Origin of the sequence: Pseudarthrobacter sp. DSP2-3-2b1, from assembly GCF_049895945.1 — a bacterium.
Lineage (GTDB): Bacteria > Actinomycetota > Actinomycetes > Actinomycetales > Micrococcaceae > Arthrobacter.
Genome location: NZ_JAFCTI010000002.1, coordinates 23,468 through 47,788, shown reverse-complemented (window position 1 = coordinate 47,788; position 24,321 = coordinate 23,468). Strand labels below are relative to the sequence as shown.

Annotated in this window: 18 protein-coding genes; 15 read left to right on the top strand and 3 right to left on the bottom strand. The window is 64.4% G+C overall.

Annotated features, from left to right (window positions below; all coding sequences use genetic code 11):
* Positions 1-82: 82 nt before the first annotated feature.
* Positions 83-5,644 carry a DUF4082 domain-containing protein gene (locus tag ACP7AX_RS02800; RefSeq protein ID WP_426225326.1) on the bottom strand — a complete coding sequence of 1,854 codons (5,562 nt, stop codon included), beginning with the start codon at positions 5,642-5,644 and terminating at the stop codon, positions 83-85.
* A 366-nt stretch (positions 5,645-6,010) separates the two neighbouring features.
* Here ACP7AX_RS02800 and smc point away from each other — a divergent pair, with 366 nt between their 5' ends.
* Together smc and ftsY are read left to right on the top strand one after the other, a co-directional pair.
* Entirely contained in the window at positions 6,011-9,616 is a 3,606-nt protein-coding gene (gene smc, locus ACP7AX_RS02795; RefSeq protein ID WP_426225325.1) for a chromosome segregation protein SMC, read from the top strand.
* 74 nt (positions 9,617-9,690) lie between these two features.
* The gene (gene ftsY, locus ACP7AX_RS02790; protein WP_426225324.1) at positions 9,691-10,890 is read left to right on the top strand and encodes a signal recognition particle-docking protein FtsY; all 1,200 of its coding nucleotides are present in this window, start codon (positions 9,691-9,693) and stop codon (positions 10,888-10,890) included.
* A gap of 66 nt (positions 10,891-10,956) precedes the next feature.
* Here the strand turns inward: ftsY and ACP7AX_RS02785 are convergent, their stop codons facing one another.
* Positions 10,957-12,198 (bottom strand): MFS transporter, encoded by a 1,242-nt coding sequence (locus ACP7AX_RS02785; RefSeq protein WP_131682523.1) that lies wholly within the window; start codon positions 12,196-12,198, stop codon positions 10,957-10,959.
* Between the two features lie 225 nt (positions 12,199-12,423).
* Here ACP7AX_RS02785 and ACP7AX_RS02780 point away from each other — a divergent pair, with 225 nt between their 5' ends.
* Complete coding sequence (locus tag ACP7AX_RS02780; RefSeq protein WP_131682522.1) at positions 12,424-13,773, top strand: ammonium transporter; 1,350 nt, start codon at positions 12,424-12,426, stop codon at positions 13,771-13,773.
* Complete coding sequence (locus ACP7AX_RS02775; protein WP_108598433.1) at positions 13,770-14,108, top strand: P-II family nitrogen regulator; 339 nt, start codon at positions 13,770-13,772, stop codon at positions 14,106-14,108. The genes ACP7AX_RS02780 and ACP7AX_RS02775 overlap by 4 nt, the downstream gene beginning before the upstream one ends.
* Before the next feature lie 113 nt (positions 14,109-14,221).
* Here the strand turns inward: ACP7AX_RS02775 and ACP7AX_RS02770 are convergent, their stop codons facing one another.
* Positions 14,222-15,652: a glucose-6-phosphate dehydrogenase gene (locus ACP7AX_RS02770; RefSeq protein ID WP_131682521.1), complete on the bottom strand. Its 1,431-nt coding sequence runs from the start codon at positions 15,650-15,652 to the stop codon at positions 14,222-14,224.
* Between the two features lie 89 nt (positions 15,653-15,741).
* Here ACP7AX_RS02770 and ffh point away from each other — a divergent pair, with 89 nt between their 5' ends.
* The 11 genes from ffh (at position 15,742) to lepB (ACP7AX_RS02715) (ending at position 24,308) form a co-directional block, all read left to right on the top strand.
* Complete coding sequence (ffh, locus tag ACP7AX_RS02765; protein WP_131682520.1) at positions 15,742-17,322, top strand: signal recognition particle protein; 1,581 nt, start codon at positions 15,742-15,744, stop codon at positions 17,320-17,322.
* Positions 17,323-17,425: 103 nt separating this feature from the next.
* On the top strand, positions 17,426-18,160 hold the full coding sequence (locus ACP7AX_RS02760) for an alpha/beta fold hydrolase (RefSeq protein ID WP_426225323.1): 735 nt from the start codon (positions 17,426-17,428) through the stop codon (positions 18,158-18,160).
* A gap of 139 nt (positions 18,161-18,299) precedes the next feature.
* Positions 18,300-19,175 carry a VOC family protein gene (locus tag ACP7AX_RS02755; RefSeq protein WP_131682518.1) on the top strand — a complete coding sequence of 292 codons (876 nt, stop codon included), beginning with the start codon at positions 18,300-18,302 and terminating at the stop codon, positions 19,173-19,175.
* 119 nt (positions 19,176-19,294) lie between these two features.
* Positions 19,295-19,732 carry a hypothetical protein gene (locus ACP7AX_RS02750; RefSeq protein WP_426225322.1) on the top strand — a complete coding sequence of 146 codons (438 nt, stop codon included), beginning with the start codon at positions 19,295-19,297 and terminating at the stop codon, positions 19,730-19,732.
* Between the two features lie 194 nt (positions 19,733-19,926).
* Positions 19,927-20,343, top strand: coding sequence for a 30S ribosomal protein S16 (gene rpsP / locus ACP7AX_RS02745; RefSeq protein WP_131682516.1), 417 nt, complete (start codon positions 19,927-19,929; stop codon positions 20,341-20,343).
* 1 nt (position 20,344) lies between these two features.
* Positions 20,345-20,587 carry an RNA-binding protein gene (locus ACP7AX_RS02740; protein ID WP_056349097.1) on the top strand — a complete coding sequence of 81 codons (243 nt, stop codon included), beginning with the start codon at positions 20,345-20,347 and terminating at the stop codon, positions 20,585-20,587.
* 113 nt (positions 20,588-20,700) lie between these two features.
* Positions 20,701-21,246: a ribosome maturation factor RimM gene (gene rimM, locus ACP7AX_RS02735; protein WP_426225321.1), complete on the top strand. Its 546-nt coding sequence runs from the start codon at positions 20,701-20,703 to the stop codon at positions 21,244-21,246.
* A complete protein-coding gene (gene trmD, locus ACP7AX_RS02730) occupies positions 21,247-22,077 on the top strand; it encodes a tRNA (guanosine(37)-N1)-methyltransferase TrmD (protein ID WP_426225320.1) in 831 nt (276 codons plus the stop codon). It abuts the gene before it with no gap.
* Positions 22,078-22,319: 242 nt separating this feature from the next.
* Positions 22,320-22,679, top strand: a complete 360-nt coding sequence (gene rplS, locus ACP7AX_RS02725; protein WP_131682513.1) for a 50S ribosomal protein L19 — start codon at positions 22,320-22,322, stop codon at positions 22,677-22,679.
* Between the two features lie 78 nt (positions 22,680-22,757).
* The gene (lepB, locus tag ACP7AX_RS02720; protein ID WP_426225319.1) at positions 22,758-23,435 is read left to right on the top strand and encodes a signal peptidase I; all 678 of its coding nucleotides are present in this window, start codon (positions 22,758-22,760) and stop codon (positions 23,433-23,435) included.
* On the top strand, positions 23,436-24,308 hold the full coding sequence (gene lepB / locus ACP7AX_RS02715) for a signal peptidase I (RefSeq protein ID WP_426225318.1): 873 nt from the start codon (positions 23,436-23,438) through the stop codon (positions 24,306-24,308). It begins immediately after the preceding gene.
* Positions 24,309-24,321 lie beyond the last annotated feature (13 nt).

The following is a 24,321-nucleotide window of genomic DNA, read 5'->3' as shown; positions in this document are numbered from 1 at the left end:
TTTACGGCGACGTCACCAGGATCGGCGGATCCCGGAGAACGGAAGTGACTGGCACAAGGCTTGCCGGGCGGGTCCAGCCCGCTCAGCTGGCAGGATCGGGAGCAAACACCACATCGACAAAGTAGTTGGTGGCATTGTCGGTACGGTTGGGCACTGCAGTTCCTGAGCCGAAGCGGAACAGCCCATTCCTGGTCGGAGCGCTTAGGGCGCCGCTCGTCCAGACCTGGGTGAAGAAGTTGCGGGTGTAGGAGTATCGGCCGGCAGGTGCATTGTAGGAAACCACGTAGGTGGCGCCTACAGTCAACCGGATCGGGCTGGCCAGCGACGCCGTCTGCCACCCACTGGCGGTTTCGTTGGAGAACGTGACCCGGACCAGCCGCGCTCCCGCCGGATCCCACAGTGAGCCCGTATGGACGCCCGTGTTGAAGGGACCTTTGTAGAAGCGGATTGCCGTGACCACACCTGCCCTGTTCGATCTAAAGGCTGTTCCCAGTTCTATGGCGCGTGTCTCGGTGGAGGTGGCAACTTGTGGCACCACCGATGCAAATAAAGATTGCGACGGCGGGGGTGCGGGCATAGTTGTGAATTGCCAGGAGGTCGGAGACAGAGGAGTACCGGTGGTGGAAACAACGTTGCTGGCGGTCGCCGTCAGCTGGGTGCTCGCAGGAAGGGCCTGGGCGGGTGTGAAGGTGATGGTTCGGGCATCCGAAGAGAGGGCTGAGGTTCCGGGCACGTTCGCCCCGCCGGCGGCCAGTACCAGGGAGGACCCTGGTTGAACTGCCCCGGACAGTGTCAGGCCCGGTTTGGTGTCCAGCGGGACGCCGGTCGCATTCGCCGCTGGCAACTGCGCGGCAACGGTTAGCGGCTCCGGTGCTGGAGTGGAACCGGATTGAGTGAACAGCACATCCACCAGATAACTTGTGGTCGACGACGACGACGGGAACTCGCCCGCGGTGTTAAAGGCACCGCCACCGGCGGGCGCACTAAGCGGTCCGCTGGTCAGCGCCGACGCGAAGGCATCCGGCGTTGCGGAGTAGGTGCCGGTTGGTGATTTGTAGGCGGCGATGTATTCGGTGTTGGCTGCTATGGCAACTGGTTGGCTGAACGTCGCGGTCTGCCATCCGGCTGAGGTTTCTCCGGTGAAGGTCACGGTGGCGAGTTGTTGTCCTGCGGCCGTGAACAGGGTTCCGGTGTGTGTGCCGGTGTTTCCTGCTGCCTTGTAGAAGCGGATGCCGGTGATGTTCCCTGCGGCTGAGCTGGCGAACCTGACGCCCAGGGCCAGGGGTATGCCGTCCTTGACCTCCATTGTGGTTGGTGTCACGGTGTCCTGGTAGAGGGTGCAGGGGCAGGTCCCTTCGGTCCGGGGCGTTGGGACGGTGGTGAACGTCCAGTTGCTGCCGGCGCTGAGTTGCTGCCCTGTTGATGAGGTGGCTGTCACGGTTGCGGTGTAGGTGGTGGACGCGTTCAACGGGGCGGACGGGGTGAACGTCACCTTCGAGGTGGCGGCGTCGTAGGCCGTTGTTCCGGGGACCGGGGTGGTGCCCGGGCCGGTCACTGCGGCCGTCACCGTTGATGCGGTTACAGGCTTGGAGAACACCGCGGACACTGAGCTGTTCAGTGCCACGCTGGAGGACCCGGGCAGCGGCGACTGGCTGACCGCGCTGAACGGCGGTTCAGACTGCTCGAAAACGAGGTCAACCAGGTAGCTGTGGCTCGAAGACGATGATGGGAAATCACCGCTGTATGCGAAGCCGCCGGAGCCTTGGGTAGTCCGGAGCGGTCCACTCGTGAAGCCGGAGGAGAACCCGCCTGGCGTGACGGAGTAGGTGCCGGTTGGTGATTTGTAGGCGGCGATGTATTCGGTGTTGGCTGCTATGGCAACTGGTTGGCTGAACGTCGCGGTCTGCCATCCGGCTGAGGTTTCTCCGGTGAAGGTCACGGTGGCGAGTTGTTGTCCTGCGGCCGTGAACAGGGTTCCGGTGTGTGTGCCGGTGTTTCCTGCTGCCTTGTAGAAGCGGATGCCGGTGATGTTCCCTGCGGCTGAGCTGGCGAACCTGACGCCCAGGGCCAGGGGTATGCCGTCCTTGACCTCCATTGTGGTTGGTGTCACGGTGTCCTGGTAGAGGGTGCAGGGGCAGGTCCCTTCGGTCCGGGGCGTTGGGACGGTGGTGAACGTCCAGTTGCTGCCGGCGCTGAGTTGCTGCCCTGTTGATGAGGTGGCTGTCACGGTTGCGGTGTAGGTGGTGGACGCGTTCAACGGGGCGGACGGGGTGAACGTCACCTTCGAGGTGGCGGCGTCGTAGGCCGTTGTTCCGGGGACCGGGGTGGTGCCCGGGCCGGTCACTGCGGCCGTCACCGTTGATGCGGTTACAGGCTTGGAGAACACCGCGGACACTGAGCTGTTCAGTGCCACGCTGGAGGACCCGGGCAGCGGCGACTGGGCGGCGGCCGTAAATGGAGGATCCGAGTACTGGACCACAACGTCAACGAGATAGCTTGCCGATGAGCGTGCGTTCGGGAAATCGCTGGAGTACGAGTACGCGCCGGCATCAGAAGCGGCCCTGAGGTTGCCTCTGCTCAGGCCCGACCCAAAACCATTGACTGTTGCCGAGTACGTACCAGTGCTGGTCCTGTAAGCCATGATGTACTCCGTGTTGGCCGTCATACCCACGGGCTGGTTGAAGTAGGCGGTCTGCCATCCGGACGTGCTTTCGTTGGCGAACGTGACGGTTGCAAGTTGCTGGCCTGCGGCCGTGAACAGCGTCCCGGTGTGCGTGCCCGTATTTCCTGCTGCCTTGTAGAAGCGAACACCGGTCACAGTTCCTTCACTGGTACTGGAGAACCTAATACCCAAGGTGAGCGGTACACCGTCCCTGATCTCCGGGATGCCCGGGAGCACGGAATCGTCGTAGAAGCTGCAAGGACATGTTCCGGGTACCGGCGGCGAAGCCACTGTGGTGAAGGACCATGTTCCGCCGGCTGTCAGGCTTCCCCCGCTTGCTGCGGTTGCGCTGAGTGTGGCCGTGTAGGTGGTTGCCAGTGCCAGGGGTGCGGCCGGTGTGAAAGTCACTTTTCGGGCGACGGAATCGTAACCGGCGGTCCCTGCCACTTCGGTCCCGCCGGCGTCGGTGAGCTTGAGTTGGACGCTCGAAGCTGTCACAGGCTTTGAGAAGACGGCGCCTGTGGTGGTGGATTGCGGAACACTCGAAGAGCCGCCCAACGGCCAATGCCCGGAAGCGGTCAGGGGCGTGTTGTCATTGGTGTCAAAGACGGCATCGACGTAGTAATTGCCGTTGCCGAAGCTACTGGTCGGATACGCATCGGGGGAGCCATAAACGCCGGCAGGCGGGCTGCCGAATCCACCCGCGACGGTCAGCGGGGGATCGGTAAAGCCAAAGCTGGCCCACTGGTTGTCCTTGCTGGCGTAATGCCCCCTGGGTGCAGTGTAGGAGACAGTGTACGTTTGGCCCGCAACGACGGCAACCGGCTGGGCGAAGAGGACTTTTTGCCAGCCTGAAGCCGTTTCCGCCGTGAAAGTTGCATTGGCGATACGCTGGCCGGCCGCACTCCAGAGGGACCCGACGTGGGTCCCCGTATTTGCGGTGCTCTTGTAGAACCGCACCCCCGTGATGAAGCCGTCCACCGTTGGAGTGATTTTCATGCCGAGCTCATAGGCTCCGCCGTCCCCGGAGTCGGCCGCTGCCGGAACCTCAGTACCGAAGACCGTGTAGGGCCCGTTCAAAGTGAGACTGCGGGTTGCTGCGGCGCCGCGGTTGGCGCTGTCATCGATGGCACGAACCTGGATGCTGGCCGTCGCCAGGCCTTTTTGGATGTACGTGTAAGTCCAGTTCTGCTTTCCCTGGGCAGGGTGCCACGTTGTTCCGCCGTCGGTTGACACTTCGACGCCGGAGACAACGCCACCCGCGTCAGTGGCAGTTCCGGTGACGGTGACACTGGCGCCATGCGGAACAGTGGCTCCTTGGGCAGGCGAGGAGATCGTAACGGAAGGGCCCGTCTGGTCGCTGCTGGCGGCGGCGGGAGCCAGCGCGGGATCACGGGTTCCGGGCTGGGCGCCCATGTCAGCCAACAGGTTTATCTGCGCCTGTTGCATGCGGGGATCGGCCGGCGCGCCCGGGCCGTCGTGTTCCTGATCAAGCCCCCAGGTCCATTGAACGGTACCCGCCGAGAAGACCAGGGCGCCGCTCGCGGCGCGGTAAAGCGTGATGTTGTGGGTAGTCGTTCCTGCTTTGACAGTATTTCCGTAATCCTGGAGGTATTGTTCCACCGGCCCTGTTGTGGTGGATAACCGGATGAGCCCGGCCGGCCGGAAACCATTGTCCAGGTCCTCGTTGGATTCATAGCCCACCGTGTGGGGAGCAAGCTGGGCTGACGCGCCGGCAGCAAGCGTGGCAAGCGATGTGCTGCGCCACAGCCGCGACTTTCCTTCCGCGGCGCTGACGGTAATGGGCAGGTCGGTGAAGTTAGACATATAGAGAGTTCCGGTGAGGCCGTTTTCAGGCAGGCCTCCGCCATTGGCCTGGGAGGCAAAACGTGGATCGCGCCACGTGCCGGTCCACTCACTGCTTGGGTCGATCTTGGCGCTGGACCATGTTTCTTTGTAGGAGGTGATGGTCCGGTAGGCCGCACCGTCAACGGGTGATGGCTCGTAGCGGGTCCGCCAGTACATCTCGTTCCCGGAAAGGAACTGGAGGTTCACACCGGCGTCGCGCGCGGCCTCCACATTTGCGCGCTGAGCACCGGACCAGTACTCATCATGTCCCACAGACAGGAAGACCTTATGGTTCAGAAGCTGTGCACCGCTCCTGTCCGTGTCAAGGCCGCTGATGTAGCTGAGGTCGTAGCCGTTCTTCTCCAAAAACCGTACGAGCGGGTACTCGTTGCTGAAGTAGAAATCCCGCCCGTCCGGTCCGCTGCGGGTATTAAAAGGCCGGTTGTAACTGAGCTTGTAGGCGCGGCCGTTCACTGCACCCGAGTAGAAGTCCGCTCCGCCATAGTTGTTGTAGGCCTGCCATGTGGTGTCCGACGTTTGGTAGACAATGTCCGAATGGCTACCGTCATTCCGGACAACAAAAGTTATGTGGCTCTGTCCTCCGGTGTCCGGCCGTGTGAGAAGGGCAATATAAACGCCCGAGACTGCAGTCGAGGGAATCTGCCACGTGGCTGATACGGCCCACGTTGCGCAGTCGTAAAGTTCAGTGTTTACATCTCTGAGGCACTGCGGCTGAGACTGCCGAAACGCTGAGGGCGTGACGTTGGCGATCTTGCGCGCCCCAAGGCCCTGGTACCAGCCGGTCCTATAGATGCCGATGGTGTAACTTGCAGCGTTAGTATCCACCTTGAACCGGATGGGCTGGCCTGCGTTGACGCTCATCTCAGTAGCAAATCCTTGGATGTCCTCATCACCGGATCTGTCGATATCCCATTCCGAAGCGGGGTTGCCTGGCTTTGAGTTCTCGCAGGCGATCGCATTGATCAGCGGAGCGCAGGGGTCCGCGGCGGCCGCACTGGCCAGGAAGCCTACGGGTAAACCAGCTGGCAGCAGCGCCGACACCAGAGCCAAAGTCAGGACAAGAACAACACGCCGGGGAAATTTCGGGGTGCGCGTGTCTGGATGTACGGGCATGTGAACTCCTGGATTGAGAACGCTGTTACGAAGTCGGTCCACAACAAATTGCTGTGAACCTTGCCGTTCCCCCCAGGGGCAGCCAAACCAAGACATTCAGTTGTCCGCAGAGCTGATACGCATATGCTGCCACCACGCCGACTGCACCGGCAGAGGAATTGGCTGGCGGAGGAACCGGTCCGACCGGACCCTGTGAGACCACCTGCCAAGCAGCGCATAGCCGCCCTGTTGCTGAAATACTAAACACGCCCCACACGCCCAACAAGGCGTTTGGCGCCCCAACGCCTAAATCTGTGGAAACCCGCAGCGACCCAGTAGATTTGGGGCAGCAGAAACAGCTCAGCCACTCAGGAGATCCGAAACACCTTGCACCTTAAGAGCCTGACCGTCCGGGGGTTCAAATCGTTCGCGTCCGCCACGACCTTCGACTTTGAGCCCGGCGTCACAGCCGTGGTGGGACCCAACGGCTCGGGCAAGTCCAACGTGGTGGACGCCCTCGCGTGGGTGATGGGGGAGCAGGGTGCCAAAACGCTTCGCGGCGGCAAAATGGAAGACGTCATTTTCGCCGGAACCTCGGGAAGGCCCCCGCTGGGCCGGGCCCACGTTTCGCTGACGATCGACAACACTGACGGCGCGCTCCCCATCGAATACAGTGAGGTCACCATCTCGCGGACCCTGTTCCGCACCGGCGGCTCTGAATACGCCATCAACGGCGCCGGCTGCCGGCTCCTGGACATCCAGGAACTGCTCTCCGATTCCGGGCTCGGCCGGGAGATGCACGTCATCGTTGGCCAGGGCCAGCTGGACAAGGTCCTGCACGCCACGCCCGAGGACCGCCGCGGGTTCATCGAGGAAGCCGCCGGAATCCTCAAGCACCGCCGCCGCAAGGAAAAAACGGTCCGCAAACTTGAAGCCATGCAGGCCAACCTCCAGCGGCTCAACGATCTGACCGGCGAAATCAGGCGGCAGCTCACCCCGTTGGGTAAGCAGGCCGAGGTGGCACGCCGGGCCCAGCGCGTTCAGTTCGACGTCCGGGATGCCCGCGCCCGGCTCCTGGCCGATGACCTCGTCAGCCTTCAAAGCTCGCTTGACCAGGACGTCGCGGACGAGAAAGCACTCAAGGCGCGCCGGCTCGTTGTGGAGCAGGAACTCCAAGCCGGACGCAGACGGCTCGCCTCACTCGAGCAGCTGGCGGCCGAGGCAACCCCGAGGCTCAATGCCGCACGGGATACCTGGTACCGGCTCTCCGCATCACGTGAACGCCTTCGCTCCCTCGGATCCCTGGCCCAGGAACGCACCCGGCTTCTCGGCTCAGTGGACGCCGAGCCGCACTCCGGACGGGATCCGGACCAGCTGGAACGGCAGGCCGCCCGGGTCCGGGACGAGGTGACCGGTCTCGAACGCCACACCCTTGATAAAGCCAGCGCCCTGGAAGCAGCAGCAGCAGCCAGGACGGCGGCGGAGCAGGCATCCCAGGCAGAAGAGAAACGGCTGACCGCGGTCCTGCGCGCCGCAGCCGACCGGCGTGAAGGCCTCGCCAGGCTCGCAGGCCAGGTGGGCGCCGCACGGTCCCGTGTGGAGTCGGCCCAGGCCGAGCTCGGCAGACTGCGGGACTCCCTCGCCGCCGGCACTGAACGCAAGCGGCAGGCGCAGTCCGAATTCACCGCGCTTGAGACCCAGGTAGCAGGTGTTGAGGAAGGTGAGGAAAGCCTCGACGCCGAGTATGAGGAAGCAAGCGCGGAACTGGATGCAGCAGTCCAGGAGATTGCCGGCCTCAACGCCGCGCAAGCGGAAGCCATGCGCGAACGCGACGCGCTCGCGGCCCGCCGTGATGCCCTGCAGCTTGGCCTGAACCGCAAGGACGGTGCCGCCCATGCACTCAACGCCGGATTGGCCGGAGTGACCGGCACACTGGCCGCAGAGCTGAGCGTTGAAACCGGGTTTGAAACGGCCATAGCTGCTGCGTTGGGCGAGGCTTCCGAAGCCATCCTTGTGGAAGACCCGGAGGCGGCAGCAGGGGTGTTGCGGCTGCTGAAGGACGACGACGCCGGCCGTGCTGCGTTGCTCCCTCTGTCCATCGCTGCGTCTCCCGCGCTTGCAGGTCCACTGACACCAGCCGAACAGCCGCCTGAACTCCCCGGGGGAACACGGTATGCCGCAGAGCTTGTCACGGCGTCTGCAGCAACCATGCCTGCCATTACCGCTCTCCTGGCCGGCGTGGCCGTCGTCGATGACCTGGAAGCCGCAGCCCGCATCGTCGCGGCGAATCCGGAACTGACCGCGGTCACCAGGGCCGGGGACGTTTTTACAGCATTGACAGTCACCGGCGGGTCCGCCAACGCGCCATCGCTGTTGGAGGTGCAGGCCGCCGTCGACGACGCCGAGTCCCGCCTCCGCGGCGTCACCGCCGGCCTGGAACGGAACAGGTTTGCGCTGGCTGCTGCCACGCTCAGGCGGACAGCTGCCCAGAACCGGGCTGACACGGCCTTGGACCGGCTCCACGATTCCGATGCCCGGCTCGCGGCAGTCGCAGAGCGGTTGGGCCACCTTAATTCGGTCCTCCGCAGCGCTCTAGGGGAGAGTGACAGGCTTGCCGCGTCCCTTGCCAAAGCCGAGGCCAATGTGGTCACCGAGGAGGAGGCGCTCGCCGCCGTCGCCTCCCGGCTGGCTGCGGCGCAGGAGGCGCCCGCCGAAGCGGAACCGTCCACAGCCCACCGCGATGCCCTGGCGCTGGCCGCCCAGCAGGCGCGGTCGGCCGAGATGGAGGCCAGGCTCACGCTCCGCAGCGCCGAGGAGCAGTTGACCGCCACCCGAAACCGTGCCGTATCCCTGGAGCGCGCAGCGGCCACCGAGCGCCGGGCCCGGGAAGAAGCAGCAGAGCGGGCGCGCCGCCGCCGCAGCCAGGCCAGGCGGGCAGCCGCAGTATCAGCCGCTGTGGGGCGCGCCACCCGGTTCATCGACGTCTCCGTGGAGCTCGCCGCCCATGAACGCGACCTCGCCGAAGAGAACAGGGACCTGCGGGACCGCGGACTTCTCGAAGCCAGGACTGCCACCGTAGCCCTGACCGCTGAGCTGGCCGAGCTGACCGACTCAGTCCACCGCGACGAACTTGCCCGCGCCCAGCAGAGGGCACGGATCGAAGCCCTGGAAACCCGCTCCATCGACGAACTCGGCATCACCGCCGACGTACTCGTGGCCGATTACGGTCCGGACGTGCCGGTGCCCGTCCCGGCAGAAGAAAGCACAGACAAATGGGCCGCGCTCCGGGCTCCGGTGGATGATGACGGTACAACCGTTGTAGAGGGAAAGCCCTTCGTCCGCGAGGAGCAGGAGAAACGGCTGCGGAAGGCCGAGCGGGACCTGTCCAGCCTGGGCCGGGTCAACCCGCTTGCCCTGGAGGAATTCGCCGCGCTGGAGGAACGGCACCAGTTCCTGAGCACCCAGTTGGAGGATCTGAAGGCCAGCCGCAAGGACCTGCTGGACATCATCAAAGAAGTAGATGACCGCGTGCAGCGCGTTTTTGCCGAAGCCTTCGATGACACACAGGCGCAGTTTGTCCGGGTTTTTGCCCGGCTCTTTCCCGGCGGCGAGGGCCGCCTTGTCCTCACCGATCCTTCGGACATGCTCACCACGGGAATTGAGGTCGAGGCGCGGCCCGCAGGCAAGAAGATCAAGCGGCTCTCCCTCTTGTCCGGCGGCGAACGCTCCCTCACCGCGGTCGCGCTGCTGGTGGCCATCTTCAAAGCCCGGCCCTCGCCGTTCTACGTTATGGACGAGGTCGAAGCGGCCTTGGATGACACCAACCTCAGCCGGCTCATCACGATCTTCGAAGAATTGCGGGAATCGAGCCAGCTGATCGTCATCACCCACCAGAAGCGAACCATGGAAGTGGCTGATGCGCTCTATGGGGTCACCATGCGGGGAGATGGCGTATCCACCGTCATCAGTCAGCGCCTGGGCGCCGACGTATAGCATCCGCGCAGGTCGTGAGCATCCGCGCAGGTCTCGGCCCCGAACGCCTGCCCCGTTTGTGAGAAGCTAGGGGAGTGAATGACATCCTCCCCATTATTCTGTCCATTGTTGCTGCCCTGGCGGTTATTGGCGGGCTGATCCCGGTCCTGTTGAAGACGCGGAAGAACATCACCCAGTACCCCGGTACACGCGATGCCAACGATCCCGTCGCCGGCGGGGGAACACTGCTCGAAGACAAGCCCGTGGCCCCCGGGCGCAACGCTCCCGCCGGCGTGGACCTCGAAGACCTGGAGGTTGCCGACGTTCCAGACGACGCAGCAGGCCTCGAGCTCATTCCGGTTGAGACGCCCCTGCCCGTTGCCGGCCGCCTGACGCGGCTGCGGGAGCGCTTGGTCCGCTCCAACAACGTCTTCGGCAAGGGCCTGCTTACCCTGCTCTCAAGTGACAGGATTGACGAGAGCGTCTGGGACGAGGTGGAGGAGACCCTCCTGCTCGCAGACCTCGGGACTGAACCCACCATGCAGTTGGTGGATGCCCTCCGGGAACGCGTGAAGGTGCTGGGGACCCGGACTCCGGAGCAGGTCAAGGCGTTGCTGCGCGAAGAACTCATCAAACTGGTGGATCCCACCATGGATCGCAGCCTGAACACCGCCCGCCATGCGGACAAGCCGGCCATCGTGTTGGTGGTGGGGGTCAACGGCGTGGGAAAAACCACCACTGTCGGCAAGCTGGCGCGCGTGCTCGTTGCCGAGGACAAGGACGTGCTGCTGGGCGCGGCGGACACCTTCCGGGCCGCGGCGGCGGAGCAGCTGGCCACGTGGGGCCAGCGCGTGGGCGTGCCCACAGTGAAGTCCGACGTCGACGGCGCGGACCCTGCCTCGGTCGCCTACGAGGCGGTCAAGGCAGGAATTGACCAGGAAGTCGACGTCGTCATGATTGACACGGCGGGGCGCCTGCAGAACAAGACAGGCCTGATGGATGAGCTCGGCAAGGTCAAGCGGGTCATCGAGAAGCTGGCCGAGGTCGATGAGGTGCTGCTGGTGCTCGACGCCACTACAGGCCAGAACGGCTTGAACCAGGCCCGCGTCTTCGCCGAAGTGGTGAACATTACCGGCATCGTCCTGACCAAGCTTGACGGCACCGCCAAGGGCGGGATTGTGGTGGCCATCCAGAAATCGCTGGGCGTGCCCGTCAAGCTCATCGGCCTTGGCGAGGGAGCCGATGACCTCGCCCCCTTTGAAGCCGAAGGCTTCGTAGACGCACTCCTGAACTGACAACCCAGGCTGAACCCTTCGAGGGGTGAGATCCCGCCGCTAAGATCAGGCTTTAGCGGTGGGATCTCACCCCTCGTTGCGTTTCAGCGGCTCGGCGGTGGCCGCCCAGGCCACCGCTGCCAGCACCAACACGCCACCCGTGACGCCAAAGGCCCAGCCGTAGCCCAACTGGTCAGCCAGGACGCCGGCCAGGACCGGTCCGGCGATCGCCCCGACATCCGAGGTCATCTGGTAGGCCGCCAGGACCCGCCCGCCGGACCGTTTGTTCCCGATAACGTCCGCCACGGCCGCCTGCTGCGCGGGTCCCAGCAGGCCTGACCCGATACCGGCCACAGCGGAGGCAGCGAGGAACCAGCCCAAATGTCCGGTGAAGCCGATGGCTGCCGTGGAGAGCCCGGCGGTCAGCAGCCCGGCCACCATCATGGGCCGCCGGCCTACGCTGTCCGCCAGACGGCCGGAAACGGTCAGCGCAGCCGCGTTCCCGGCAGCAAACACGGCAAGGGCAAGGCCTGCGGCTTCGGGGCCGGAGCCCAGGGCCGCCACTGCGAACAGCGGGACAGTCGCCATCCGCACCCCGAAGGTCGCCCAACCGTTGGCGAAGCTGGACAGCAGCGACGAGCGGTACGCGCCAATTCCCCAGGCTTCGACGAAGCGCATGTCAGGGGCGTGGCTGCCGGCCGATTTCGCAGCCAGGGGAGCGTGGCTGAGCTGGGTCTGAACCACCACGGCAGCCAGGACCAGGGCCGCCGCGTAGCCCAGGAACGGCACCCGCAGTCCGAAACCGGCCAGCAACCCGCCCACAATAGGCCCGCAGACGTTGCCAATCAGAAAGGCCGACGCATACGCCCCCGAAACTCTGCCCCGGCTTTCGGGTGGTGCCAGCCTGACCACCAGCGCCATGGACGCCACCGTGAACATGACCGAACCCACCCCGCCCAGACCCCGGAAGACCAGCAGTTGCCAGTAATCCTGGGCGAATGCGCACGCCGCGGTCGATGCGGCCACGATGAGGAGTCCAGCAACATAAACGGGCCGCTCGCCCAGCCGCCCGATCAGGGCGCCCCCTGCCGGGGCGAAGACCAGTCGCATGAAGGCGAAGATGCTCACGATCACTGCAGCAGCGGTGGCTCCAACATCGAAGGTTGTTGCGAATTGCGGCAACACGGGCGCAACGAGCCCGAATCCCAGGGCAATGAGGAACGCTGCGGCCAACATCACCTTGATGTCCCGTGGAAGACGCTCCCGCCCGGGACGAATTACCGCCAGGATCCGTGTTGTGACGCGGCTCACGCGGGAAGGTGCGGGCATAGGGGTGGGTTCCTTGCAAAATCAGCAGCCGGGCGCCGGCGGCAACGATGAAACATAACCGTAACAAGACAGATATGCACCATTTACTTCCTAGAGGTTGTTGTAACAAACCCGCAATCTAAATCCTCCGCGGGCGAAACACGGCAGCGACAAACTCGATGCAGGACGCAAAAGGCGTTGGCAGGCGGACTGGTCCGCAGAATCGATATAGGGAGGACGTGCACCATGGAACTTACCGCAGGTCACGTATGGCTAATGGTGGCGGCAGCACTCGTGCTGTTTATGACACCGGGCCTGGCATTTTTCTACGGCGGCATGACACGCGCCAAGGCTGCGCTGAACATGATGATGATGAGCTTCATCTCCATCGGAATGGTCGGCGTCGTATGGGTTCTCTGGGGCGCTTCCATGAGCTCCGGGGAAGGTTTCCTGCAGATCGTCGGCAGCCCCTTCGCGACATTCGGCCTGGAAGGAATCTCCACTCCTGACGGCCTCATCAAGGTGGGCTACGCCGCCACCTTCGCCATCATCACCGTGGCACTGATCAGCGGCGCGATCGCCGACCGCGCCAAGTTCGGCGCCTGGTCCGTGTTCGTCCCGGTCTGGGTCACACTGGTTTACTGCCCCCTGGCCTACATGGTCTGGGGCGGCGGCCTCTTCGGCCCCGAAGGCGCGATCGGGCAGGCCCTCGGCCCGGCCATCGACTTCGCCGGCGGCACCGTGGTCCACATCAATGCAGGTGTTGCAGCACTGGTTCTTGTCCTGATCATCGGCAACCGCAAGGGCTTTGGTAAGGACCCCAACCACCGCCCGCACAACATCCCGTTCGTGATGCTTGGTGCAGCCATTCTGTGGTTTGGCTGGTTCGGATTCAACGGCGGCGCGGCCACCACTGCCGAGCAGGGCGGCCTCATCTGGATCAACACCCTCGCGGCACCGGCCGCAGCCATGCTGGGCTGGCTCATCACCGAACGAATCCGCGACGGCCACCCCACCTCCCTGGGTGCTGCATCCGGTGTGGTTGCCGGCCTTGTTGCCATCACCCCGGCCTGCGCCAACGTCAGCCCGGTGGGCGCCCTTGGGCTGGGCGTTATCGCCGGTGCCGCCTCGGCCCTGGCCGTTGGACTGAAATTCCGTTGGGGCTTCGATGACTCCCTGGACGTTGTGGGCGTGCACCTCGTCTCCGGCATCATCGGCACCGTTGCCCTGGGCTTCATCGCCCTTCCCACCGATGGAGTGGGCGGCGGCCTGTTCTACGGCGGCGGCGCAGCCCAGCTGTGGGCACAGCTCGCAGCAGCCGGTATAGCCATCGCCTACTCGGCCATCCTCACGGCGATCATCGCCTTCGCCATCCACAAGACCATGGGCTTCCGGGTTTCGCAGGAACAGGAAGTGGTTGGCGTTGACCTCAGCCTGCACGCAGAGACTGCCTACGAGTTCGGAGTGGGCGGCCACGGCGGAAGCTTCCAGCCGCTGCACGAACTGATCACCGGCAAGGGATCTTCCGACGAAGCCAAGCAGGACGAGGCCAAAAAGTCAGAGGCCGCAGCAGGCAAGGAAAGCGTAGAGGCATGAAACTGATCACAGCAATCGTCCGGCCGGAGAAGCTCGAATCCATCCGGGAGGGCCTGGAGGCGTACGGCGTCCAGGGGCTGACGGTCAGCGCAGCAAGCGGCTACGGCCGCCAGCGCGGATATACAGAGGTCTACCGGGGAGCCGAATACAACGTGGACCTGCTGCCGAAAATCAGGGTCGAGGTGCTCGCCACTGACGAGCAGGCCGACGACATCCTGGACGTCATCATCGCCAGTTCCAACACAGGGCGGGCCGGCGACGGCAAGGTCTGGACCGTGGATGTCCACGAGGCAGTCCGGGTCCGCACCGGAGAACGCGGCGTCGCAGCGATCTAGCACCCCGGTGGTCATCCGGCTTCAAAGCTGACGCAGTAAAGGCGGGCAGGGAACCTCAAAGGTTCCCTGCCCGCCTTTTTGTTCCGGTAAGCTAACCAGCCAGTTGCAGAAAGCTATTCCGCCGGCCCGGGGCCCGACCCCACGGAACCCCCTTCGGGACCTGTCCATGCGGCGGGACCCGCGGAGCCGGCGTCGTACTCTTCCAACGGAACGGTGCCCCGCTGCCAGGCCTTCAGTACCGGCTCAATGATCCGCCAGCAGTCCTCCGCGGTGTCACCGCGGACTGACAGCAGGGGATCACCGTTCAGAACCCCTTCGAGCACTTCGCCGTAGGGCAGCAGCTCGGAAGCACTCAGCTCGGAATTCAGCGTGATCCGGCTCAGGCTGAAGATGCTGCCGGGGCCGTTCACATCGACGTCGAACTGAAGCGTGTCCGGTCCAAAGCCAATCCGCAACTGGTTGGGCGAGTCCACGCCGGTGAAACCCGCGGGAAGGTGGGGGACGGGCCGGAACGTCACCACGGCCTCTTTGCGCTTTACACCCAAAGCTTTGCCCGAGCGCAGGATGAAGGGAACGCCCTTCCAGCGCCAGTTGTCGATTTCCACCCGCACCTCCGCGAGGGTCTCCGTGCCCCGGGCCGCGTCCACACCGGTTTCCTTCGTGTAGTCGGGGACTTTCCGCCCGGCGATCGACCCTGCCGTGTAGACGGCCCGGCGCGTCGACTTTGCGTAAGGCGCACTGATGCGGCTGGCACGCAGAACCGTGGCGATGGCGTCGCGAAGGTCCCGCTCGCCGATCGTGGCCGGCGGCTCGATGGCCACCAGCGCCATGATCTCCAGCAGGTGGCTCTGGATCATGTCCCGCAGCGCGCCGGCGTTATCGTAATACCGGGCACGTCCCTCCAGCGCCAGGTCTTCGTCAAAGATGATCTCCACTTTTTCCACGTGCTCGCGGTTCCAGACCGGCTCCAGGAAATTGTTGGCGAAGCGCAGGCCCAGGATGTTCAGCACCGTGGCTTTGCCCAGGAAATGGTCCACCCGGTGGATGTGGTCCTCAGGAACAAGGGCAACAAGGGTCTGGTTCAGCGACCGGGCAGACGCCTCACTGGAACCGAACGGCTTCTCCATCACCAACCGTGTGCCGGCCGGTACCTGATCGGGCCGCAGCGATTCGCAGGCCAGCTGGCTGACATGGGGAGGGAGGGCAAAATAGACTGCCGTGGGCCCGTCCAGCTCTGCCAGCAACGAGGCCAGTGCCCCCTCCGCCGTGACATCAAGCTGATGGTATTCGGTCGCCTTCGCCAGGGCTTTCAACGCCTTTTTCCCTGCCGCGTCCGCGGTCTCCGCCGCAGCGGCGAAGGCCTCCTGGACCCGGGCCCGCCACTTTTCAGCGGGCCAGTCATCGGAGCCCGCGCCCACCAGCTTGAGCCCTTCGGCGCGGCCCTTGGCTACCAGCCGGGCGAGGCCGGGCAGCAGCAGCCGCCCGGTCAGATCCCCCGAGGCGCCAAGGATGAGCAGGGTTTTTATACTCGTTTGGCTCGTCACCTACGACAGCATGCCATCATGCAGGCCCGTCTTGGTACCCTAGATAGTCGAGTCCCACCTGTAACTCCACTGAAAGAAGTGCGCGGCGCGTGTTCAATTCACTCTCTGACCGGTTGACAGCAACCTTCAAGAATCTCCGTGGCAAGGGCCGCCTCACCGAGGCCGATGTCGATGCCACCGTCCGGGAGATCCGCCGCGCCCTTTTGGATGCCGACGTCGCCGTCCCCGTGGTGCGCGAGTTCACGGCCCGGGTGCGTGAGCGTGCCCTCGGTGCAGAGGTTTCGGGGGCACTGAACCCGAGCCAGCAGATCGTGAAGATCGTCAACGAGGAACTGGTGGAGATCCTCGGCGGCGAGACCCGCCGGATCCGGATGGCCAAGACCGGTCCCACCATCATCATGCTTGCCGGCCTCCAGGGCGCAGGCAAAACGACGCTCGCGGGAAAGCTTTCCAAGTGGCTGAAGTCCCAGGGCCACAGCCCCATCCTCGTCGCGTGCGACCTCCAGCGCCCCAACGCCGTCACCCAGCTCCAGGTGGTCGGCAAGCGTGCCGGCGTCCCCGTCTTTGCTCCGCACCCGGGCGCAACCTCCGAACTGGAACACCCCGCCGGTGACCCGGTCGCCGTCGCCCGCGCCGGCGTCGAGGAAGCCCGGCAGAAGCTGCACGACTTCGTGATCGTGGACACTGCCGGACGGCTCGGTGTCGACACCGAGATGATGGAGCAGGCGCGCCAGATCCGCCGCGCCATCGTGCCCAACGAAGTGCTCTTCGTGATCGATGCCATGATCGGCCAGGACGCCGTCAACACGGCCATGGCCTTTGACGAGGGCGTCAACTTCACCGGCATAGTGCTTTCAAAGCTCGACGGCGACGCCCGCGGCGGTGCCGCCCTCTCGGTCGCATCGGTCACCGGGAAGCCCGTGATGTTCGCGTCCACGGGTGAAGGCGTTGACGATTTCGAGCTCTTCCACCCTGACCGGATGGCTTCGCGCATCCTGGACATGGGCGATGTCCTGACGCTTATTGAGCAGGCCGAGAAGAACTGGGACAAGGACGAAGCTGCCCGGATGGCGAAGAAATTCGCCGACCAGGAAGACTTCACCCTTGACGACTTCCTCTCCCAAATGCAGCAGATCCGCAACATGGGCTCCATGAAGAAGATGCTCATGATGATGCCGGGCGCCCAGAACATCCGGCAACAGCTCGAGCAGTTCGACGAACGCGAGATCGACCGCGTCGAGGCCATTGTCCGGTCCATGACCCCGCACGAACGCGTTGCACCGAAGATCATCAACGGCTCCCGCCGGGCACGCATTGCCCGCGGTTCGGGGGTCCACGTGTCCGAGGTCAACGGATTGCTGGAGCGTTTCGCCCAGGCCCAGAAGATGATGAAGAAGATGGCCCAGGGCGGCGGAATGCCCGGGATGCCGGGGATGCCGGGCATGGCTGGGCCAGGCGGGGCACGCAAGGGCGGCAAAAATGCCCCCAAGAAAAAGGCCCGTTCGGGCAACCCTGCCAAGGCAGCCCAGGAGCTCAAGGACGCCGAGGCGCGGCGGGCGGCTGGCGCCAAGGCGCTTCCCACGGGTGCAGCGTTCGGCCAACAGGCCGGCGACTTCGATCCTTCGCAGTTGAACCTCCCCAAGGGCTTTGACAAGTTCCTCGGCAAGTAGCTGCAACGTCCCGCTGCAAGGCATCCCGGTCCGCGTGTGGGGGTCGGCATAGCAAGTGGTGCCGCGCCGTAAGGATGTCAGTGCTGTCGAATAGGGTTGGGTCATGTTCAAGCAGAGGGTAGTGTTCGTGCACGGCGCCGGGCCCTTCGGAGCGGCAGCGTGGCCGCGGCAGCACGGTATGGCGTTGGCCTACGATGCCCTGTTCCTGCGGCGCCATGGCTTCGACGCCTTCGCCGAACCCCTCGAGTCGTCGTTCAGTGAGGACGCGGCCATCATCGTGCGCTCGTTGGCCGATGACGGCCGCGGAGGCGCCGGCGGCCACGTCGTCGCGCATGCCCAGGGCGCCATCGCCGCAATGATGGCTGCCGTCCAACGTCCCGACCTCGTTTTTTCCCTGACGCTGGTGGAGCCTGCGTGCCTATCGCTGACGGCGGAACTGCCGGCCACCTCTGCCCACGTGGCGCTGATGCGCCCGCTTTTCGAGGTCCGGCACCAGTTGGCCGACGAGGACTTCCAGCGCGAATTCGTCCGCAGGATGTTCGCCACGGACCTCCTGGAGCCGGCCACGCCGGAGGAAAAACGGTCCGCTCGCAGGCTCCGCTTGCAGGCGCCGTCCTGGGAAGCCCCGTTGCACATCGTTCCAGGCGTGCCCACCATGGTTCTGACCGGAGGCTGGGAACCGCTCTATGAGGAAATCGCCGGATACCTTCAGGAGACCGGTGCCCGGCACCGCGTAGCAGCGGGAGGGCACCGGCCCCAGGACTCGGTGGAAGGTGACCGGGCCATCCGGTCATTCATTGCCGAAGTCAGCAGGTCAGCGTCAGTCCGCGCCTCCTGAGGAGCAGCCGCACATTCAGGGACGCAACTGCGGTTCAGGCAGGCAGTACCTAAACCACTTGAAATAAATTGAAGCTTCAAGTAAATTGGTGTTTACAGCGGCCTTCGCACCCGAAGACCACGGGACCCGGGAGTTTTCAATGACTGCAGAAGCAACCAGCCAGGATCTCCTTCCTGCCGATCTCACAATGGGCACCGTGATGCTCAAGGTGGGCGACATGAAGCTGATGACCGACTACTACCAGCGTGCCCTTGGCCTGGAGGTCGTCGCCGAGCAGGACGGTGGTGTCTACCTGGGCCGGCTGCAGCGCCCCCTGGTCCACCTCGCGGCTGCCCCCTCATTGAATCTTCCCGGCAGGGGAGAGGCGGGGCTTTTCCACACCGCACTGCTCTTCGAGACCCGCACCGCGCTGGCAGCCACCGTGGCCACCACCGCCCAGTACGAACCCCGGTCTTTCACAGGCAGCGCCGACCACCTCGTCAGTGAAGCTTTCTACTTCAATGACCCCGAGGGCAACGGCATCGAACTCTACTGGGACCGGCCCCGCGAAAACTGGTCCTGGGAAGGCACCGATGTGGTCATGGACAGCCTTGCCCTGCCGCCGCAGCGCTTCCTTGAGCAGCACCTGACAGAGGAATCCCTGGCCGGTCAGCACGGTGCCGAGGCAGGTGTCGGCCACATCCACCTCCAGGTGGGCGATGTCCATTCCGCCCACAGGTTCTACGTGGAAACCCTTGGCTTCGAGAAGACCGCGGGCTGGCACGGGCAGGCCCTGTTTGTCTCTGCAGGCCGGTACCACCACCACATGGCCATGAACGTGTGGAACAGCCGCGGAGCGGGGCCCCGCAAAGACACCCTGGGGTTGGGGGAGGTGCTGATCGAAGTACCTTCCGGGGACGACGTCGGTGCGCTTGCCGACCGCTTGAAAGTGGCGGGGGTTGCCTCTCACCACACGGGAGCTGAGCTGCGCTTCGAGGACCCATGGCGCAACAGCATCCGTGTCGCCGTGCGCTGAGCCCAAGGCCGGCCGGGAGCGTGGCCAGCCATGTACTAGGCTGATTCCGAACGGCCGGGGCGGCATCTGAACGCTGCCTGACACAGCGCCGCACCGTCGACGGAATGAGGGCTGTTCCCATGGGCTTCACTGAAATCTTTGTTGCCACCCACGACGCCGCGCTCAAGCGCGCCCAGGTCCTTGATGCCGGAGGATCGCCCGGGGGCCAGGCCCTGCGGATCCCAGGTGTCAGCGACTTCGAAATCGAGCAGCTGGGTGATCTGGCAGGCGCCGCGGTCCACGCCGGCGGCGCGGACTACGAACTGGCGATGGTCGACGTCGCCAGCGACTCCCTCCTCGGAGTTCCACCGGCCATGGTGCGGGCGCTGGCGGACCTGCTCACCTACGAAACCGAGGGCGAAGGCAATGTGCTGGACGACGTCGCTGAACAGTGGGCAGCCCAGGACGACATGCCCTTCGGCGCCGCGGAGGCGCGCAACTATGTCCAGCAGCTCGCCGAGCTGGCCAGCGGAATCGATGACGCTGACCGCAACGGAATGTATGTCTGGTCGTCCTAGGGTGCCGGCATCTGCCTCCCCGGTACGTGTCAAGTCGAAATCCGGACGCTGATCTGGCACAATAAACAGGTACTCGATCTGCGTGGCCCCTCTCTCCGCGTCCGGATCCTGTCCTTCGAACCCTCAAGTATGGCCCGCCCCACGGGTGCAGAACGTCGGTTCACCCCCTTTCTGAAACAGGAGTGACCACAAAAGTGGCCGTAAAGATTCGCCTTAAGCGCTTTGGCAAGATGCGCGCACCGTACTACCGCATCGTCGTCATGGACGCACGCTCCAAGCGTGACGGCCGTGCCATCGAAGAAATCGGCAAGTACCACCCCACCGAAGAGCCCTCATACATCGAGGTCGACACGGACCGTGCCCAGTACTGGCTCGGCGTCGGCGCACAGCCGTCCGAGCAGGTTGCCGCGATCCTCAAGATCACCGGCGACTGGCAGAAGTTCAAGGGCCTCCCGGGCCAGGAAGGCACCCTGAAGACCAAAGCTCCGAAGGCCGCCTTCGTTGCCCCGGAAAAGGGTTCTGTGATCATCCCGGAAGCCATCACCAAGAAGGCAAAGCAGTCTGACGCAGCCGAGGCCCCCGCCGAGGCAGAGACCACCGAGGCTGAGTAGATTGCTGGCAGAGGCGCTCGAACACCTGGTCCGGGGAATCGTTGATTCCCCGGAAGACGTCAAGGTCAGCTCGAAGAACAACCGGCGCGGGGACACCCTCGAGGTCCGGGTTCATCAGGATGACCTGGGACGGGTGATCGGCCGCCAGGGCCGCACGGCGCGGGCATTGCGCACCGTTGTGGCGGCACTGGCAGACGGCGAACCGGTAAGGGTCGACGTCGTCGATACCGACCGCCGCCGCTAAGCGCCCGGCAGTATCAGTTTTTGCTCCGGCCCTTCCACCAGTCACGGTGGAGGGGCCGGAGTGCTTTCACAACACAACACTGTGGGTAGTCCCACAACCGGACAGGGGAACAGATGCAGCTTCAGGTCGCACGAATCGGCAAACCGCACGGAATCCGCGGGGAAGTGACGGTCCAGGTGCTGACCGACGCCCCGGAGGACCGGTTTGTTCCTGGCACCGAGTTTGTGGTGGAACCGGCATCGGCCGGCCCGCTGACTGTTGACAGTGCCCGCTGGAACAAGGACATCCTCCTGCTCGGGTTCGCCGGCATTGAAACCCGCAACCAGGCGGAGACGCTGCGCGGAGCCAAGCTGTTCATCGAGACTGAAGAGCTGGATGAGGACGGCGATGAGGGCTGGTACGAGCACGAGCTGGTGGGACTCGAAGCGCGGGTAGGCTCCCAGGTGGTTGGCAAGGTTGCCGCCTTGCACACCATGCCTGTCCAGGACCTGCTGGTCATTGAAGGCGCAGACGGCAAGGAAATCCTTGTCCCGTTCGTGGAGCAGATTGTTCCGGAAGTCAACGTGGCCGGTGGGTTTGTCCTGCTGACGCCCCCGGACGGCCTCTTCGACATCAACTCCGACGACGCCGGGTCCCGCGAGCCGGAGGGCAACGCGTAGATGAGAATCGACGTCGTCAGTATTTTCCCCGAATACCTGGCGCCCCTGGAGCTGTCCCTGATCGGCAAAGCCCGCCAGGACGGGCTGTTGGACCTTCAGGTCCATGATCTCCGCCACTTCACCACCGATAAGCACCGGACAGTCGATGACACTCCCTACGGCGGCGGGGCCGGCATGGTGATGAAGGCGGAGCCATGGGCGAAGGCCCTGACGGCCGTCGCTGATGCCAACGCGGGCAAAGCATCAAAGCCTGTGCTGATCGTCCCGTCGCCCGCGGGGGAGCGCTTCACCCAGGCGCTGGCATATGAGCTGGCCGAGGAGGAGCAGCTGGTTTTCGCCTGCGGACGCTACGAGGGCATCGACGAACGTGTCATCGAATGGGCGGAAGAGCACTTCACTGTGCGGCCCGTCAGCCTGGGCGACTACGTGCTCAACGGTGGCGAGGTGGCTGTCCTTGCCATGGTGGAAGCCATCGGCAGGCTGCTGCCGGGTGTGGTGGGCAACCCGGAATCCCTGGTGGAGGAATCCCATTCGGACGGGCTGCTGGAGTATCCGGTCTATACCAAGCCCTCCACCTGGCGTGAGCGTGAAGTGCCCGCCGTGCTGCTGAGCGGCAACCACGGCAAGATCGCCCAGTGGCGCCGCCACGAGCAGTACCGGCGGACGGCGGAGCGCCGTCCCGACCTGCTTGAAACGTTCGACGCCGGGAAGCTGCCCCGTGCCGACCGGACCGCCCTGGCGGACCTGGGGTACGACGTCGTCGATGGTCACCTCCGTCCCCGGGGACGCTCCGCGGCTGAGAAGGACGCCGGAACCGGCCCCACTGCCTGAACCGGCGAGGTTACCGCCGGCGGCGATTGGCTGTAGGCGTGCGAGTGTGGCAAAATTAGTCCTTGTGTCTGCTGGGTCCGCACCTGCTACAGGGGGAGCGCAACCAACAGCTGGACAACCCGGTACCTTCAATCAGTGAAGGAACCGGACCCACTTAATTTTCGGCGGCAATTCCCGGATCCCCGGGCTTGCCCGCCGTGACCCAAAGTGAATGACCTGTGGCGTTCACCAGGAGTGCAATTATGCATATTCTCGATTCCGTAGATGCAGCTTCGCTGCGCACCGATGTTCCAGAGTTCCGCGCGGGTGACACCCTCAAGGTTCACGTGAACATCATCGAAGGCAAAAACTCCCGTGTCCAGGTATTCCAGGGCTTTGTCCTGGGCCGCCACGGCGATGGCCTTCGCGAAACCTTCACCGTCCGCAAGGTCTCCTTCGGTGTCGGTGTTGAGCGTACCTTCCCGGTTCACTCCCCGATCATCGAAAAGATCGAGGTCGTCTCCAAGGGTGACGTGCGCCGTGCCAAGCTGTACTACATGCGTGATCTCCGCGGCAAGGCTGCAAAGATCAAGGAAAAGCGCGACTTCCAGACCAAGAAGTAAGTCCCCAGGGACCTACAAAGCAGGCCCCAGCCGTACCAGGCCAGCGCCATTCGTAACAGCGCCCCAGGAATATGGATCATGGACCAGACAAAACGCCAGCCCGGAAGAATGGGCTGGCGTTTTGCGTTGCCGGCACTTTTGCTGGCCGTGGCGCTCAGCGGACTGGTGCGCTCATTATGGCTGGATGTCTACTTCATTCCGTCCGGCTCCATGGAACCGCTGCTCGAAGGCGGAGACAGGATCCTGGTCTCCAGAACCGATTTCCAGGCGGACCCCATCCGCCGTGGCGACATCGTGGTCTTTGACGGTAGGGGATCGTTCGCCCCCCTCAACAGCGGGCGGGGGCCCCTGCCGGATGCCGCTGCGGCAGCCGGTCAATGGCTCGGACTGACCGGAAGTGACACCACCTACGTCAAGAGGGTCATTGGTTTGCCGGGGGATACCGTGGCCTGCTGCGACGCCGACGGTAAGGTCACAGTGAACGGAAAAGCGCTTGATGAGCCCTACTTGTTCGAAGGGGATAAGCCCAGCACCCAGATCTTCACTGCGGTGGTCCCCGCCGGGAGGCTGTGGCTCCTCGGCGACCACCGCTCAGAGTCGGCTGATTCCCGCAGCCTTCTTGGTGCGCCGGGCGGGGGCATGGTGCCGGTGGACAGGGTGATCGGCAGGCCGCTCCAAATCATCTGGCCACTTGATAGATTTGCTGGAATACCACGGCCGGCAGCGGCAGGACCAAAGACAGAGGACGTACAGTAGATGCCCGAGAATCAAGCCCGGATCCCAGAGCCGCCCCGTGAGGGTGCTCCAGGCCTCTCCGGGGACGGCACTACCGCCGAAGCTGATGCCCGTACGGCGGACGCCGAGGCTGATGCCCGTACGGCGGATGCCGAGGTTGTTGCCGGCAGCGCGGCGGCCGCACCGGGGAGGCGGTCCTCGGCGCCCAAGGCCGAGCCCGGGGCGCCAAGCCAACTCTTTGTCTGGCTGAAGGAAATCGCCACAGTTGTGGTGATCGCCGTGGTGCTTTCCTTCCTGATAAAGACGTTCCTCTTCCGTGCCTTCTACATTCCTTCGGAGTCCATGGTCAGCACGCTGGACGTCAACGACCGCATCTTCGTGAACCTCCTGGTGCCGGAACCGTTTGCGCTCTCCCGCGGCGACGTGGTGGTCTTCAAGGACAACCAGGGATGGCTGACAGCTGCGCCGGAAGAGGAAAGCGGACCCTTCACGTGGGTGCAGGACGGCCTGACGTTCGTGGGGCTCCTCCCGGACAACTCCGAACAGCACCTCGTCAAGCGGGTCATCGGACTCCCCGGGGACCACGTGATCTGCTGCGACGCCGGCGGTAAACTGACCATCAACGGGTCTCCCATCGATGAAAGTTACGTCAACACCGATGAACAACCGCAGGTCCGCGCTTTCGACGTCGTGGTTCCGGAAGGGAAGATCTGGGTCATGGGCGATAACCGAAACCATTCCGCAGATTCCCGCTCCCACCTGGATTCGAACGGCGGATTTGTCGACCTTGAGGACGTGGAGGGCAAGGCAGCCGTCATTGCGTGGCCGCTGAACAGGATCACCGTCCTCGACAACCACTCCAAGGTCTTCAGCGACGTCCCCGCAGGGGGCTAGCAGTGGCCGCCAT